Genomic DNA, 15,000 nt, shown 5'->3' on the forward strand with positions numbered 1-15,000 from the left:
CCTGACGACGCTTATTAATTTACCATATTAATCATTTAATAGTCAACACTTTTAAAAAAAATGCCAAAAAAATTTTATCTTGGCATGATATAAAGCTTAATAATCACTAATGCTGCCACACCCGGTAGACCTAATAAACTCGTTATTGCTGCTGTACCCATGTTAATTGGGATATGAAAATCAAAATATGTCCCTACAACATTTACGATAAAAAGCAATGCTATTCCTAAAGTAACATGAAAAATCACCTTACCTATAAAACGTAATGGCTTAGAGGCAACACCAAAAACAAGAAAAATAAATACTAAAGTAAGAATACCAACAATAATAATTGTAGAATTCATTTTTTCCTCCTTATGAATGACCTATACATCTATTTGTATGGGACAAGACAATAAAAAAGAACAGTTATCATATGCAGCATCTCTTTCATATAAACTAAATAAAACAATACCTCAGCATTAAAAAAACAAAATAAAAAGGCCTGCTTAGAAAGCAGAGCCTTTTACCATTGTTCCATTTTTACAGGACGACGCTTTGCTTCTTTCAACAAAAAGAAATATTTCGCCTCTGCTATTTTCAAAGAACAAATGACATCTTGAGACGGTTCTACACTTTGTTCGACCATTCTCTTCTGACGTAACCACTCATTCTTCACTTTTTCCAAAAGTACAATTAACTTATCGTCATACTCTTTACGCAATTTACCCTTTTTTTGAAAGAACATTTTTGTTTCTCCTCTTATACTTCTCTGCGCCCTTCTAACGCTTTGGATAATGTCACTTCATCTGCATATTCTAAATCTCCACCAACTGGCAGACCATGTGCAATACGAGTTACTTTAATGCCTGTAGGTTTTAAGAGGCGGGAGATATACATCGCTGTAGCTTCCCCTTCAATATTAGGGTTTGTTGCTAATATCACTTCTTGTACCGTTTCATCATGTAGTCGCTTTAAGAGTTGCGGGATATTAATGTCTTCCGGTCCAATTCCCTCCATAGGAGAAATCGCACCACGTAACACATGATATACACCTTGATACTCTTTCATTTTTTCCATCGCGATTACATCTTTCGGTTCTTGCACGACACAAACAACTGATTGATCTCGATGTGAATCATTACAAATATAACAAGGATCACGATCAGTAATATGTCCGCATACAGAACAGTACGCTAAATCTCGCTTCGCATTTACAAGTGCTTTCGCGAAACCTAACACATCATCTTCTTTCATATCTAATACGAAAAATGCCAATCGAACCGCTGTTTTCGGTCCGATACCTGGCAACTTCATAAAACTATCGATTAGTTTTGATATTGGTTCTGGATAATGCATGTATCAATATCCTCCTAGAACATTCCACCTGGTAAGTTTAAGCCTTTTGTAAATTTACCCATTGTAGAGTTTGAAAGCTCATCAGCCTTTTTAAGTGCATCGTTTGTTGCAGCTAATACTAAGTCTTGTAACATTTCGATATCTTCTGGATCTACAACTTCCTCTTTAATCTTCACTTCAAGAATTTGCTTGTGACCATTTGCAATAACTGTAATCATTCCGCCGCCAGCTGTACCTTCAACTGTTTTTTCACCAAGCTCTTCTTGTGCTTTCGCCATGTCCTTTTGCATCTTTTGCATTTGTTTCATCATGTTATTCATATTTCCCATTCCGCCACGCATCATAATTAATTCCTCCTAATTATTATTACTCTTTTATTTCAATGAGTTCTTGCCCTACTAACTTCACTGCCTCTTCTATAAGAGGGTCTTCCTTTTTCTCCGGGCTTTCTTCAGACTCTCCGCCTTCACGTTGTAAAAAGTCTTCACGGATTTTACCCCATTCACTTTTTGGAATGGCAATCATATTTAACCTTTTACTTAGCAATTCAAATAAAGCTTGTTCTACTGTATCCATAGCTTCTCGATTTTCGCTCGCCATCTTACAGTGAATCTCATATTGAAATGCTAAAACGTAAGTGTCATCTGAAGCTGCCACTGGTTCACTATTTTCAAGTAAAACGGCAAACGCTACTTTGTTATATGATTTGAGTCTTCCTAACAACTCACCCCATACAGCTTTTAATTGTTCTAAATCTTGACGCTTCGCTTGTTTTAATACTTCATTTACACGTCCGACAGGAATTTTCATACTTCCTGTTCGTACCGGTTTTGGTGTTGCGCGTGTCTCTCTTACTTCCTGTTGTACACCAGCTGGCACACCGTTCTTTTTGACTTGCTCTAACTCTTTCTCCAGTTGCTGCATCCTGTTCATAATTGCTTGCAAACGATCTGTACCATTTGCTTGCATCATAAACTGTTGACACAATTGCACCATAACAACTTCTAAGAAAATACGCGGATGATTTGTCCACTTCATTTCCTGTTGTCCCTTACTAAGGGTATGAATAATCTCATAGATCACTTCCGGTTGCATTTCTTCACTCAACTTACGGAATTGATCATCTACAATTACTCGTTCCAACATATGTTCTAGTTGCGGTGAAGTTTGATATAAAAGCATATCACGATAATAGTAAATGAAATCCTCCATAAAACGAACTGGATCCTTCCCTTTACTCATCATTTCATCTATGATTTGCAATGCTCTTGATACATCATTTTCACGTATGCACTCTACTAAATTGCCTAAGTATTGCTGAGAAACAGATCCTGTTACGGCCAATACATCTTCTGTCGTAACAATCTCATCACTATAAGATATAGCCTGATCAATAAGACTAAGCGCGTCACGCATACCACCTTCGGCAGCACGCGCAACAATTTGTAATGCTTCACCTTCCACTTGCGTACCTTCATTTGTCACGACCGTTGATAATCTCTCAACAATATCATTCACTGATATTTTTCGGAATTCAAAGCGCTGACAACGTGAAATGATTGTAGGTGGGATCTTATGAGGTTCTGTTGTCGCCAAAATAAAGATAACATGTCCTGGCGGCTCTTCTAAGGTTTTTAAAAGCGCATTGAATGCACCCATAGAAAGCATGTGAACTTCATCAATAATGTATACTTTATATTCTACAGCACTTGGAGCATATTTTACTTTATCTCTAATATCTCGAATTTCATCTACACCGTTATTTGAAGCCGCATCAATTTCTAATACATCTGAAATGGATCCTTGTGTGATTCCTAAACAAGAAGGACATTCATTACAAGGTTCAGCTACCGGAGCATGTTCACAGTTAATTGCTTTTGCAAATACTTTTGCAATTGTCGTTTTTCCTGTTCCCCTCGGGCCAGAAAATAAATAAGCATGTGAAACTTTCTCTTGAAGAAGGGCATTTTGCAACGTTTTTGTCACGTGCTTTTGACCGACTACATCTTCGAACTTTTGCGGTCTCCATGTTCGGTATAACGCTTGGTATGACACGAAAATACGGCCTCCCTCAAAGGTTATTATCTCATTTATTATAACCCATTCTGTTTATAGATTCCAAAAGTTATTTTCTATACAAAAAACTCACCTTTGTATTAAGGTGAGTTTTGTATACATATATAACTGCCGTGCACCCTCCGTCGATTACGTACCATAAGCGTTACTCAAGCAGTTAGCTCGGTTCAGGCACTCCTGCGGCACACGAGAAGACCCGCTTATTGCTGCTTCCTTCCGGACCTGACAAGGTTCACGGGGTCCCGTTGCGCAGGACCCAAACGTCAACACCACTTACTTAAGGCAGACCTTACAGCAACATAACCTCGAGAGGGGATTCGGCCTCGCTAGAGCGGATTGCGAGTATAGGGCACCGCTACCTCCCCGCTTAGCACGGCAAAGTTAAAACCAATATTCGGTTGCCTTCATTAAAGGCATTATCAGTATAACTTGTTTCTTTAGAAAATGCAAATACGTTAGTTCCCAGTATTCTTCTCTAATTTTTTTATTGCTTTTCTTTTTTTACGAAGCTCTCTAAAAAAGTTTGTTAACAACGTACCGCATTCTTCCTCTAGTACACCAGATACTACTTCACATTGATGATTGAAGCGGTCATCCGTTAAAAGATTCATCAATGTCCCTGCACATCCGCCCTTCGGATCACTTGCACCATATACAACTCGCTTCACTCGTGATAAAACAATTCCACCCGCACACATTGGGCAAGGTTCTAATGTTACATACAATGTTGCATCTTCTAAACGCCATGTCCCTAATTTTTTACATGCATCATCTATCGCTAGCAACTCAGCATGAGCTATTGATCTTTGCTCAGTTTCCCTTAAATTATGGGCAACACTAATTACCTCACCATCTAACACTATAACTGCTCCAATTGGTACTTCCTGTATTTCCTCTGCCTTTTTAGCTTCTTCTATCGCTAATTGCATAAAATAAATATCTTGATCTTGTTCCATAACATAGTCCTTTCATTACAAATAAAGTACACTTATTTCCATTTACTACACAGGGGATAACTTTTACAAATTCAATCCACCCTAAAAGAAAAAAGAGAGGGGATTACATATGAAAAATACCGCCTTGCTCATTATCGATATGATTAATGACTTTCAATTTTCCCACGGACCCATACTAGCTAAAAAATGCGAAACTATAACAAACCCTATTTTACAATTAAAGAAAAAAATGAAATCCCTCGGCTATCCTATAATTTACGTTAATGACCATTATCAACTTTGGAGATCTGATATCGACCAACTTATTACTCATTGCACAAATGAATATAGCGAAAATATAATCCATAAGATTGCTCCAAGTTTTGATGAGTACATTTTTATTAAACCACATTATTCCGCTTTTTATGAAACACCTTTAAATTCATTACTAGGTTATTTAAAAATAGAAAATCTAATATTAACAGGGGTTGCCGGAAATATATGTATCCTATTTACAGCTAATGATGCTCATATGAGAAATTATAAATTGTATGTACCACAGGATTGTATCGCCTCTAACAACGACCAAGATAATATACATGCTTTAAAAATAATGGAAACTACATTGAAAGCAAATATAACATCATCAACCAAAATAAAATTTAATTAATACATATATCTATTTTCTAACTTTTTATATCAAATTAACCCGCTCGCTTCCCTCTTGTGCTACAATAATTCTGTTTTGTGTTTTTAGTAGTCACGGTAAATCACTGATTGAAAGGAGGAAACAGCGTGACCGGAGTACCATTTATCACGGTTGAAGGACCAATTGGTGTTGGAAAAACTTCACTTGCGAAGGAAATTTCAACTCACATGCAACTCCACTTACTAAAAGAGATTGTTGATGAAAATCCCTTTTTAGGAAAGTTCTATGAAGACATCGACGAATGGAGTTTTCAAACAGAGATGTTCTTTCTTTGTAATAGATACAAACAATTAGAAGACATTAACATAAAGTACTTGAATCAAAGGAAACCAGTAGTAGCGGATTACCATATCTTTAAAAATTTAATTTTTGCATCCCGCACATTAAAAGACTCTCAATATGACAAATACATGCAAATTTATCGTATCCTTACACAAGATATGCCTGTGCCAAATGTCATTGTTTATTTAACAGCTAGCCTAGAAACATTGCAAAAACGAATCGCCATGCGCGGAAGAGAATTTGAAAAAAACATGGATCCAAATTACTTACTACAGCTCACAAAAGATTATGAAACAGCAATGGATGCTTTTAAAAAAGATCATCCGGAAATACCAGTATTGAAATTTAATGGCGACGATATGGATTTTGTAAAAAATCCTGATGATTTAAACGTTATCCTATCTGCCCTTCAAAATACTCTCTTAAAGGAGTCGAAATAATAATGAATTTAAGGCAAAAATATGATATACCCAATGACGCAGTAATCACTATCGCCGGAACGGTAGGTGTGGGTAAATCAACTATGACAACTGCATTAGCTAATGCTTTAGGTTATCGCACATCATTTGAAAAAGTAGATTCCAATCCATATTTGGACAAGTTCTATGCGGACTTCACTCGCTGGAGCTTCCACCTACAAGTGTACTTTTTAGCAGAACGATTTAAGGAACAAAAAAGAATTTTTGAATATGGTGGCGGTTTTGTTCAAGATCGTTCCATTTACGAAGACACTGGAATTTTCGCAAAGATGCATCATGAAAAAGGAACAATGACGGAAACTGATTATGAAACATACAAAGGTTTATTTGACGCTATGGTCATGACTCCTTACTTCCCTCATCCAGACTTATTAATTTACTTAGAAGGTTCTTTTGATGATATTGTCGATCGTATTCAAGAACGCGGGCGCCCAATGGAACAGCAAACACCAATTGAGTACTGGAAAGAAATGCATGGGCGTTATGAAAACTGGATTAACAACTTTAATTCATGCCCTGTATTACGCTTAAATATTAATGAGTACGATATTTTAAAAGATGGTGATTCAATCGAACCAATCATAAAAAAAATTGGCCATTTTTTAAAACAAACACGTAAACTTGTAAAATAAAAAACCCGTGCATATGCACGGGTTTTCCTATTAAATTACTTCTTCTTTGTTGGAGCAATAATTTCACTCTCAGGTTTTCCTGCGTTAATACGCTGACGAACAGTACTTGTACTAATATCGTATGCTTCAGCAATCTCTTTAACAGTCATTTCTTTCCCGTTAATTACTGCCGTTAATACTTTACCTGTACGTTTTGGAGCTGCTTCTTTCTTTACAGCTGCTTTTTTAACTTGTTTTGGCGCCTCTACTTTACTCGTAGCTGGTTTTACATCACAAGTACAACCACAAAGTTTACGGAATGTATCATCACTAATAATGCGTGATACGTTTGCACCACTGTTTAAAATTCTATTGTTCTTACAGACAGGACATTGTACATAATATAAAGTTTTTCCATCTAAAGGAAACGTTTGTATAATAAGATCCATGTTGACTCCTTTCATATCTATGAAGATAATCATCGGAATATGAGTGTGTAATAAGGACAAAATTACCTTACACCATACTTTATGATTGGTTTTAAAATAAAAACTCGTTACGTGTTGGTAACGAGTTCTCCAATCTCCACTTATATGCGCTGTTGTCAATTATATCTGGAGGAGGTAGAGGGATTCGAACCCCCGCGCGACTCTCGCCGCCTGTCGGTTTTCAAGACCGATCCCTTCAGCCAGACTTGGGTATACCTCCATATTGACATCAAATATAATATCAAAAGAAAAACAGTTAGTCAACCCTACTAAAATAAATTATGAGGAAAGGAAAATTTTACTTTCCCCTTCCTACATTACAGTACTGACAACGCTCATAATTACCAATCACTCATACCGATGAATGTTTAAATTTACTTAATAACTGTTTTTCCTCCCATATAAGGGCGAAGAACTTCTGGAATTATAATTGTACCATCTTCTTGTTGGTAGTTCTCTAAAATAGCTGCAACCGTACGTCCAATTGCAAGACCAGATCCATTTAATGTATGAACATGTTCTGGTTTTCCATTTGGTTCACGGCGGAAACGGATATTTGCACGTCTCGCTTGGAAAGCTTCAAAATTACTACAAGAAGAAATTTCACGATATGTGCCATAGCTTGGAATCCATACTTCAATATCGTATTTCTTCGCTGCTGTAAATCCTAAATCGCCTGTGCACATACTCATAACGCGATATGGCAACTCTAATAATTGTAACACGCGTTCTGCATCATTTGTTAACTTTTCTAACTCTTCATAAGAATCTTCTGGTTTTACGAACTTCACAAGCTCTACTTTATTGAACTGATGCTGGCGAATTAAACCACGTGTGTCACGCCCAGCTGAACCTGCTTCAGAACGGAAGCAAGAGCTAAATGCAGCATATCTTATAGGCAATTGCTCTTTATTTAAAATCTCATCACGATGCATATTCGTTACAGGTACTTCAGCTGTTGGAATTAAGAAGTAATCTTCACTTTCAATACGGAATGCATCTTCTTCAAACTTTGGAAGTTGTCCTGTTCCTGTCATACTTGCACGGTTTACCATATATGGAGGTAATACTTCTTCATATCCATGCTCATCAGTATGAAGATCAAGCATAAAGCTAATTAAAGCACGCTCTAATCTTGCACCAGCACCTTTGTAAAATACGAAGCGGCTTCCAGTTACTTTCCCAGCGCGTTCAAAATCTAAAATTCCTAAATCAGTAGCAAGATCCCAATGTGGTTTTGGCTCATAAGTAAATTCTTTCACTTCTCCCCAAGTACGTGCTACTACATTATCATCCTCTGTTTCACCAACTGGAGCAGATTCATGAGGGATATTTGGAATAGATAACATTAATCTTTCTAAGTCTTCTTCAACTGTACGAAGTTCGTTATCAAGATCCTTTACTTTTTCTCCAACTTCACGCATTTCTAAAATTAGAGCTTCTGCATCTTTCTTTTCGCGCTTTAATACAGAAATTTGTTGAGATACTTCGTTACGTTTACTTTTTAATTCTTCTGTCTGAACAAGTAGTTCTCTTCTTCTCGTATCCAATTCTTCAAAACGTCCGAAATCAGTTAAATCTTCGCCTCTATGCTGTAATTTCGCTTTTACTTCTTCAAAGTTTGTACGTAAAAATTTAATATCAAGCATTATATACTCCTCCTTTTATTTTATAAAACACAAAAAACTCCCGTCCCTATATAAAGGGACGGGAGTTAACCCGCGTTGCCACCCTAGTTGAAAGCATTACCGCTTTCCTCTCAAGTAGAAATAACGGCTCTTCACCGGGAATGCTTACTAATCTAAAAGATATTCCACATTCCATTCCAGGATGGATTCACAAACTGTTTCTATCGATTTCCACCAACCATCGACTCTCTATAAGAAACGACATTTGTTACTATTTCCTATCAACACGCTTATTTTATAAAATTGTTACCATCAATTTACTATAATCTTATACAAGTTGCAAGTTACTTATACAACTTTTTTCATTTTCGCTTCTTTTACCATTTCAACAAAGTATGCTGTCACACGATGATCATCTGTTAATTCCGGATGGAATGAAGCTGCTAAAAACTGATCTTGTCTTACCGCTACCATTCGGTCACCATGCTTAGAAAGCACTTCAACATTATCAGCTACTTCTACAACATACGGCGCACGGATAAATACACCAACGAAGTCTTCACCCACACCTTCAATTGAAAGCGCAGCCTCAAAACTATCCTTTTGGCGTCCGAACGCATTGCGCTCAACTGTAATATCCATAGCACCAATATGTGCTTCTTCATAGCCAATAAGTGTTTTCGCAAGAAGAATCATCCCTGCACATGTACCAAACATTGGTTTACCAGACTTTGCAAATGTACGAAGTGGTTCCATGAAAGCATACTTATCAATAAGACGGCGCATTGTTGTACTTTCACCGCCCGGTAAAATAAGACCATCAATCTCTTCAAGTTGCTCTATACGCTTTACAACAACAGCTTCTGCACCACTTGCTTCAACTGATTTTACATGCTCACGAACTGCACCTTGAAGACCTAGTACACCGATTTTCACCATTTTAAAGTTCTCCTTTAATTACCATCCACGCTCTTGCATGCGTTGTTCTGGTAATAACGTTGAAATTTCGACACCCTTCATTGCATTACCTAATCCTTTAGAAAGGCTTGCAATGAGTTCGTAATCTTCATAATGAGTCGTTGCTTCAACGATTGCACGTGCAAATTTCTCTGGGTTTTCTGATTTGAAGATACCAGATCCAACAAATACCCCATCAGCACCAAGTTGCATCATTAATGCTGCATCTGCTGGTGTTGCTACACCACCTGCCGCAAAGTTTACAACTGGTAAGCGACCAAGACGTTTAATTTCAAGTAATACTTCGTAAGGAGCGCCAGTATTTTTTGCATATGTCATTAACTCATCTTCACGTAGACTCGCAACTTGACGGATTTCTGCATTGACTTGGCGCATATGACGCACTGCCTCTACAATGTTTCCTGTTCCTGGTTCACCTTTTGTACGAAGCATAGATGCACCTTCTGCAATACGACGTGCAGCTTCTCCGATATCACGGCAACCACATACAAATGGAACTGTGTAATCACGTTTATTTAAATGGTATACTTCATCAGCAGGAGTTAATACTTCACTCTCATCGATATAGTCTACCCCTAATGATTCTAATACACGTGCTTCTACAAGGTGACCGATACGGCATTTTGCCATAACCGGAATTGACACCGCACCCATAACTTCTTCAACAATTGTTGGGTCTGCCATACGAGAAACGCCACCTGCTGCACGAATATCTGCTGGTACACGCTCTAATGCCATAACGGCAACTGCGCCTGCCTCTTCTGCAATTTTTGCTTGTTCAGCGTTAACTACGTCCATAATAACGCCGCCTTTTTGCATTTCTGCCATTCCACGTTTTACACGTTCTGTCCCTGTTACATTTGTCATGTACAAAAACCCCCCTAGGTGAATTGCTTTCCCCCGTTAAAGGCGAAAATTAAGAATACTCTTACATTCTACCACTAACTATCAGATGCTTGTCTACTACTTTTTCATAAAGTCGGTATGAAAAATAGGAATAAAAAAAAGCTCCTATCGTGAGGAGCTTTTAAAACCAACCTTTTACTGTATCAACAGCACTATTCCACATACCACTAAAGAATGAACCAATTCCGCGCATAGCACGAGTAAACCAGTTTGCTTCTTCTACTTCAGATGTCGTTACAAGATCCACTTGCAGTGACTTACCAGTTAAAAATCCAGGGTCGTTTGTATCTTTTGGCGTAATTACCATTTGACCAAGCGCAGCTCCCTTTTTAATAGGTGCTTCTTGTCCCTTACTTGATTCTTTTAATTCTGTTTTATAAACATCTTTACTTCCTTTTGGCACTGGAAGTGAAATAGCTTGTTTCGTTTGAACTGCTACATCTTTATCTTTCGCATTTTCTACTCGTACTGTTTCTTGTCCTTTTACTGAAGAACCTTTTTTATACATTTGTTTCACTTCAAAGTTAGCAAATCCATAATCATATAGCTTCTTTGTTTCATCAAAACGTGCTGTATGAGAACTTGTTTTAATAACTACAGAAATAAAACGCATTCCGTTTCTTTCAACCGTACCAGTGAAGCAATCTCCTGCTTCTGGAGTTGAGCCTGTTTTTAGGCCATCTACGCCATCATATTCTTTAACTAAGCCCTTTAACATCCAGTTCCAGTTCGACATTCCAAACTTCTCTTTTTCTGGGCGGAATTCTTTTTTAGGGATTTTTGCTGTATCTAACACTTTTGGATAATCTTTAATTAAATGTTGTGCTAAAGTTGCAACATCCTTTGCAGACATTTTATTTTCTTCATCCGCTGTTGTTCCTTCTGGATGCATTCCCTTTAAATCTTTATTCGTTAAACCTGTAGAATTGACAAATTTATAATTTTTTAACCCTAGTTCTTTCGATTTGTCATTCATCATTTTTACGAAGTCTACTTCTTTACCTGCAATTGCTTCTGCTAATGCAATTGTTGCACCATTTGCAGAAAAGATTGCCATTGCTTCGTATAACTCTTTTACTGTATAAGAGCCACCATTTTCTAATGCAACATTTGATAATGAAGCATCTTGTGAAACCTTATATGCATATTCAGAAACCTTAATTTTCTGGTCCCACTTAAGTTTTCCTTTATCCACTGCTTCGTGAACTAAATATTCACTCATCATCTTTGTCATACTAGCAATGGATAATAATTCATCTGCATTCTTTTGATATAAAATTTTCCCAGAATTCGCTTCTACTAAAATTGCCGCACCTGCTTCAATGTTTAAAGCGGCTCCTGTTTCAGCTGATGCATTGCTATATGGCATAAAAATGCTACAAGCTAGTGTAAGCACTGTTACCAAAGCAATGAATCTTTTGCAAAACATACCTTTCACTTTTGCTACCCCCAATATCTATGTACTCACATAACCGTTATTCTAACATAATCAAAAAAAAATAGACAGAGATATCAAATCTCTGTCTATTTGTATATAAGACATTATAACGAGTAGTTTGGAGCCTCTTTTGTAATTTGTACGTGATGAGGATGACTTTCACGTAAGCCGGCACCTGACATACGAATGAATTGTGCATTTTCGCGTAAGAATTCTAAATCCTGTGCTCCGCAATATCCCATACCTGCACGTAAGCCACCAACTAATTGGTGAACTGTATCTGCTAAAGGTCCTTTATATGGCACTCGTCCTTCAATACCTTCTGGGACAAGTTTTTTATTGCCTTCTTGGAAGTAACGATCTTTACTTCCTTTTTCCATCGCACCGACAGAACCCATACCACGATACACTTTAAATTGACGACCTTGGTAAATTTCAGTTTCTCCAGGACTTTCTGCAACACCTGCAAACATGCTACCTAGCATAACAACATGTGCTCCTGCCGCTAATGCTTTCACCATATCACCAGAGTATTTAATACCGCCATCAGCAATAACTGGAATACCGTGTTTGCGAGCTTCTGTTGCACAATCATAAACTGCAGTTAATTGTGGTACACCAACACCGGCTACAACGCGTGTTGTACAAATAGAACCTGGTCCAATACCAACTTTAACTACGTTTGCACCAGCTTCAATTAATGCTTTCGTTGCTTCAGCAGTAGCAACATTTCCAGCGATAATATTTAGTGATGGGTATTTAGCACGAACTTCTTTTACCTTATCAATAACACCTTTAGAATGCCCATGTGCTGTATCAAGTACAATTGCATCTACACTAGCTTTTACTAATGCATCAATGCGAAGCATAGCATCCGCTGTTACACCAACTGCTGCTCCAACTAATAAGCGCCCTTGCTTATCCTTAGCAGAGTTTGGGAATTCAATTACTTTTTCAATATCTTTTATTGTAATAAGCCCTTGTAATACACCGTTATTATCAACAAGAGGGAGTTTTTCAATTTTATACTTTTGTAGGATCTTTTCAGCTTCTTCCAGTGTAGTACCAACTGGAGCTGTAATTAATTGTTCTTTTGTCATTACGTCAGAAATTTTGATTGAGTAGTCTTGGATGAAGCGCATATCACGGTTTGTAATAATACCAACTAATTTTCGCTCATCTAAATTATTTACAACCGGTACACCTGAGATACGATATTTTCCCATAAGATGTTCTGCATCATATACTTGATGTTCTGGAGTTAAGAAGAAAGGATCTGAAATAACCCCGCTTTCAGAGCGCTTTACTTTATCAACTTGCTCTGCTTGTTGCTCAATAGACATATTCTTATGAATAATTCCTAAACCACCTTGGCGAGCCATTGCAATAGCCATGTCAGCTTCTGTTACTGTATCCATTCCTGCACTAATTAACGGGATGTTTAGCTGTAAGCTTTCAGATAAAACTGTTTTAACACTTACTTCTCTTGGTAATATATCTGACCTAGCTGGTACAAGTAATACATCATCAAAAGTCAAACCTTCTTTAACAAATTTAGATTCCCACATAATTGTTCCCCCTATGATACCAGAAATTATTATTAGTAGCTTATCAATTGGTTAAAATACTGTCAAGGACGTATATATATGTTAGAATTTTTAGACAATAAAAGGAGCGTAATATATGCATCAAACATCTTGTACTTGGCAGCAGTTAAGTTTCTTTTTTTCATCTCAAAACGTACAACGTTATCTTGCCCGTTGTTATGAAAAATCCTCTATTCAGGATGCAGAAAAAAAAAGTTTTGAAAATTGTTATCCCTTTATTTATTACTTAGAACACGGGAAAAATTATTATGAATTATATAAGACTGCTCCATTTTCCATTCAACCAATGTTGTTATTTTATGGAATTAGTCAACTGTTTAAAGCATGCCTACTAACTATTGACCCTAACTATCCTGAATCCACTACTGTTTTAGCTCATGGCGTTACAACTCGCAAACGAAAAAAACAAGGGTATCAATTTTTAGAAGATGAGGTGAAGGTACAAAAAAACGGATTATTTACTCATGTTGCAGAACAACTGTTTCACATGAAACACTTAGAAGCAGAAAAATTTAACATGTTAGAACTAATGGGAAATATTCCAGAATTACAAAATTTATTTCATTATAGTCAAAAAGGATCAACTTTATATAAAATTGATTCAACAATTAAAAATGAGCTCTCCTTTTCAGTCAACCTACTAGATCGATTACATATGACTAAAGAGAGATTTTCTCGTTACATTGAAACATCTTGTAAGCATTTATCAATACAACACGTACCTGAGAAGACTAATGAATCGAATTTACTTTTTACAGCGCCTATTCAATCATGGAATCCTATGTACAGTACTCCTTTATACTATGAACATCTTACTAATACTTATTATTTGCCACTTACGACTGACCCTAGAAATCCTAAGCCAATATTACCTGAACTCCTCATTCATTATTTATTGCTCTATAATTTAAGCATGATTTCTAGATATGAAACAGATTGGTGGTATGACTTACTTGGAAGTTATGGTTCTGAAGATTATCCATTTATTTATCAATTTCTAAGTATTTCTGCTCAAAAAATCCCTTACTATATTTCAAATTTTTTATTAATGGAACCAAATCTATTTCATGGGAAATAAAAAAACACAAGTCAAATGACTTGTGTTTTTAGTTGCTTGGCGACGTCCTACTCTCACAGGGACAAGGTCCCAACTACCATCGGCGCTAGAGAGCTTAACTTCCGTGTTCGGTATGGGAACGGGTGTGACCTCTCTGCCATCATCACCAAACTATGAAGGCATATTCCTTCAAAACTAGATAACATTTGCTACATATTATATGGTTAAGTCCTCGATCTATTAGTATTCGTCAGCTCCACATGTCACCATGCTTCCACCTCGAACCTATCAACCTGATCATCTTTCAGGGATCTTACTAGCTTACGCTATGGGAAATCTCATCTTGAGGGGGGCTTCATGCTTAGATGCTTTCAGCACTTATCCCTTCCGCACATAGCTACCCAGCTATGCCCTTGGCAGAACAACTGGTACACCAGCGGTGCGTCCATCCCGGTCCTCTCGTACTAA

16 protein-coding genes, 1 tRNA gene, 2 rRNA genes, 1 other RNA gene and 1 other annotated feature (1 of these 21 only partly in view) are annotated in these 15,000 nt (G+C 37.1%); of the genes, 4 read left to right on the forward strand and 16 right to left on the reverse strand.

Features of this window, described 5'->3' with window-relative positions; translation table 11 throughout:
• Positions 1-74 precede the first annotated feature (74 nt).
• From M1D66_RS27140 to tadA, 7 genes are all read right to left on the reverse strand, one after another.
• Positions 75-344 carry a pro-sigmaK processing inhibitor BofA family protein gene (locus M1D66_RS27140; protein ID WP_001089273.1) on the reverse strand — a complete coding sequence of 90 codons (270 nt, stop codon included), beginning with the start codon at positions 342-344 and terminating at the stop codon, positions 75-77.
• A gap of 161 nt (positions 345-505) precedes the next feature.
• Positions 506-727: a YaaL family protein gene (locus M1D66_RS27145; RefSeq protein ID WP_000466019.1), complete on the reverse strand. Its 222-nt coding sequence runs from the start codon at positions 725-727 to the stop codon at positions 506-508.
• A gap of 14 nt (positions 728-741) precedes the next feature.
• Positions 742-1,338 (reverse strand): recombination protein RecR, encoded by a 597-nt coding sequence (recR, locus tag M1D66_RS27150; protein ID WP_000559169.1) that lies wholly within the window; start codon positions 1,336-1,338, stop codon positions 742-744.
• Between the two features lie 14 nt (positions 1,339-1,352).
• Positions 1,353-1,679 carry a YbaB/EbfC family nucleoid-associated protein gene (locus M1D66_RS27155; RefSeq protein ID WP_014894853.1) on the reverse strand — a complete coding sequence of 109 codons (327 nt, stop codon included), beginning with the start codon at positions 1,677-1,679 and terminating at the stop codon, positions 1,353-1,355.
• Between the two features lie 25 nt (positions 1,680-1,704).
• Positions 1,705-3,393 carry a DNA polymerase III subunit gamma/tau gene (gene dnaX, locus M1D66_RS27160; protein WP_000121587.1) on the reverse strand — a complete coding sequence of 563 codons (1,689 nt, stop codon included), beginning with the start codon at positions 3,391-3,393 and terminating at the stop codon, positions 1,705-1,707.
• A 132-nt stretch (positions 3,394-3,525) separates the two neighbouring features.
• Positions 3,526-3,790, reverse strand: an RNA gene (ffs, locus tag M1D66_RS27165) — signal recognition particle sRNA large type.
• A 79-nt stretch (positions 3,791-3,869) separates the two neighbouring features.
• Positions 3,870-4,370: a tRNA adenosine(34) deaminase TadA gene (gene tadA, locus M1D66_RS27170; RefSeq protein ID WP_000434326.1), complete on the reverse strand. Its 501-nt coding sequence runs from the start codon at positions 4,368-4,370 to the stop codon at positions 3,870-3,872.
• Between the two features lie 109 nt (positions 4,371-4,479).
• Between tadA and M1D66_RS27175 the strand changes: the two genes are divergently transcribed.
• The 3 genes from M1D66_RS27175 (at position 4,480) to M1D66_RS27185 (ending at position 6,451) form a co-directional block, all read left to right on the forward strand.
• Positions 4,480-5,019, forward strand: a complete 540-nt coding sequence (locus tag M1D66_RS27175; protein WP_000798726.1) for a cysteine hydrolase family protein — start codon at positions 4,480-4,482, stop codon at positions 5,017-5,019.
• Positions 5,020-5,144: 125 nt separating this feature from the next.
• A complete protein-coding gene (locus M1D66_RS27180; protein WP_000148218.1) occupies positions 5,145-5,780 on the forward strand; it encodes a deoxynucleoside kinase in 636 nt (211 codons plus the stop codon).
• A 2-nt stretch (positions 5,781-5,782) separates the two neighbouring features.
• Positions 5,783-6,451, forward strand: coding sequence for a deoxynucleoside kinase (locus M1D66_RS27185; protein ID WP_001053585.1), 669 nt, complete (start codon positions 5,783-5,785; stop codon positions 6,449-6,451).
• A gap of 35 nt (positions 6,452-6,486) precedes the next feature.
• On the opposite strand, the gene M1D66_RS27190 is transcribed toward M1D66_RS27185, so the two are convergent.
• From M1D66_RS27190 to guaB, 7 genes are all read right to left on the reverse strand, one after another.
• Positions 6,487-6,879, reverse strand: coding sequence for a sigma factor-like helix-turn-helix DNA-binding protein (locus M1D66_RS27190; protein ID WP_000364193.1), 393 nt, complete (start codon positions 6,877-6,879; stop codon positions 6,487-6,489).
• Between the two features lie 166 nt (positions 6,880-7,045).
• Positions 7,046-7,138 (reverse strand) — tRNA-Ser (locus M1D66_RS27195).
• A gap of 154 nt (positions 7,139-7,292) precedes the next feature.
• On the reverse strand, positions 7,293-8,567 hold the full coding sequence (serS, locus tag M1D66_RS27200) for a serine--tRNA ligase (protein WP_000884187.1): 1,275 nt from the start codon (positions 8,565-8,567) through the stop codon (positions 7,293-7,295).
• Between the two features lie 51 nt (positions 8,568-8,618).
• Positions 8,619-8,840, reverse strand: a binding site (T-box leader).
• 54 nt (positions 8,841-8,894) lie between these two features.
• Positions 8,895-9,485 carry a pyridoxal 5'-phosphate synthase glutaminase subunit PdxT gene (gene pdxT, locus M1D66_RS27205; RefSeq protein ID WP_000238785.1) on the reverse strand — a complete coding sequence of 197 codons (591 nt, stop codon included), beginning with the start codon at positions 9,483-9,485 and terminating at the stop codon, positions 8,895-8,897.
• An 18-nt stretch (positions 9,486-9,503) separates the two neighbouring features.
• Positions 9,504-10,391, reverse strand: a complete 888-nt coding sequence (gene pdxS / locus M1D66_RS27210; protein ID WP_000186165.1) for a pyridoxal 5'-phosphate synthase lyase subunit PdxS — start codon at positions 10,389-10,391, stop codon at positions 9,504-9,506.
• 160 nt (positions 10,392-10,551) lie between these two features.
• Complete coding sequence (gene dacA / locus M1D66_RS27215) at positions 10,552-11,859, reverse strand: D-alanyl-D-alanine carboxypeptidase DacA (RefSeq protein ID WP_124749816.1); 1,308 nt, start codon at positions 11,857-11,859, stop codon at positions 10,552-10,554.
• A gap of 113 nt (positions 11,860-11,972) precedes the next feature.
• Positions 11,973-13,436 carry an IMP dehydrogenase gene (guaB, locus tag M1D66_RS27220; protein WP_000264088.1) on the reverse strand — a complete coding sequence of 488 codons (1,464 nt, stop codon included), beginning with the start codon at positions 13,434-13,436 and terminating at the stop codon, positions 11,973-11,975.
• A 115-nt stretch (positions 13,437-13,551) separates the two neighbouring features.
• Between guaB and M1D66_RS27225 the strand changes: the two genes are divergently transcribed.
• Complete coding sequence (locus M1D66_RS27225) at positions 13,552-14,553, forward strand: YaaC family protein (RefSeq protein ID WP_000554283.1); 1,002 nt, start codon at positions 13,552-13,554, stop codon at positions 14,551-14,553.
• A gap of 34 nt (positions 14,554-14,587) precedes the next feature.
• Here the strand turns inward: M1D66_RS27225 and rrf are convergent.
• Together rrf and M1D66_RS27235 are read right to left on the reverse strand one after the other, a co-directional pair.
• Positions 14,588-14,703, reverse strand: a 5S ribosomal RNA gene (rrf, locus tag M1D66_RS27230).
• A 49-nt stretch (positions 14,704-14,752) separates the two neighbouring features.
• Positions 14,753-15,000, reverse strand: a 23S ribosomal RNA gene (locus M1D66_RS27235) (it continues 2,674 nt past the right edge of the window).

This window comes from Bacillus sp. PK6-16 (assembly GCF_056530295.1).

Bases quoted from the DNA above. Each gene is read 5' to 3' on its own strand.
- M1D66_RS27140 (WP_001089273.1), bottom strand. From the start codon at position 344: ATGAATTCTACAATTATTATTGTTGGTATTCTTACTTTAGTATTTATT.
- M1D66_RS27145 (WP_000466019.1), bottom strand. From the start codon at position 727: ATGTTCTTTCAAAAAAAGGGTAAATTGCGTAAAGAGTATGACGATAAG.
- recR (WP_000559169.1), bottom strand. From the start codon at position 1,338: ATGCATTATCCAGAACCAATATCAAAACTAATCGATAGTTTTATGAAG.
- M1D66_RS27155 (WP_014894853.1), bottom strand. From the start codon at position 1,679: ATGCGTGGCGGAATGGGAAATATGAATAACATGATGAAACAAATGCAA.
- tadA (WP_000434326.1), bottom strand. From the start codon at position 4,370: ATGGAACAAGATCAAGATATTTATTTTATGCAATTAGCGATAGAAGAA.
- M1D66_RS27175 (WP_000798726.1), top strand. From the start codon at position 4,480: ATGAAAAATACCGCCTTGCTCATTATCGATATGATTAATGACTTTCAA.
- M1D66_RS27185 (WP_001053585.1), top strand. From the start codon at position 5,783: ATGAATTTAAGGCAAAAATATGATATACCCAATGACGCAGTAATCACT.
- M1D66_RS27190 (WP_000364193.1), bottom strand. From the start codon at position 6,879: ATGGATCTTATTATACAAACGTTTCCTTTAGATGGAAAAACTTTATAT.
- serS (WP_000884187.1), bottom strand. From the start codon at position 8,567: ATGCTTGATATTAAATTTTTACGTACAAACTTTGAAGAAGTAAAAGCG.
- pdxT (WP_000238785.1), bottom strand. From the start codon at position 9,485: ATGGTGAAAATCGGTGTACTAGGTCTTCAAGGTGCAGTTCGTGAGCAT.
- pdxS (WP_000186165.1), bottom strand. From the start codon at position 10,391: ATGACAAATGTAACAGGGACAGAACGTGTAAAACGTGGAATGGCAGAA.
- dacA (WP_124749816.1), bottom strand. From the start codon at position 11,859: ATGTTTTGCAAAAGATTCATTGCTTTGGTAACAGTGCTTACACTAGCT.
- guaB (WP_000264088.1), bottom strand. From the start codon at position 13,436: ATGTGGGAATCTAAATTTGTTAAAGAAGGTTTGACTTTTGATGATGTA.
- M1D66_RS27225 (WP_000554283.1), top strand. From the start codon at position 13,552: ATGCATCAAACATCTTGTACTTGGCAGCAGTTAAGTTTCTTTTTTTCA.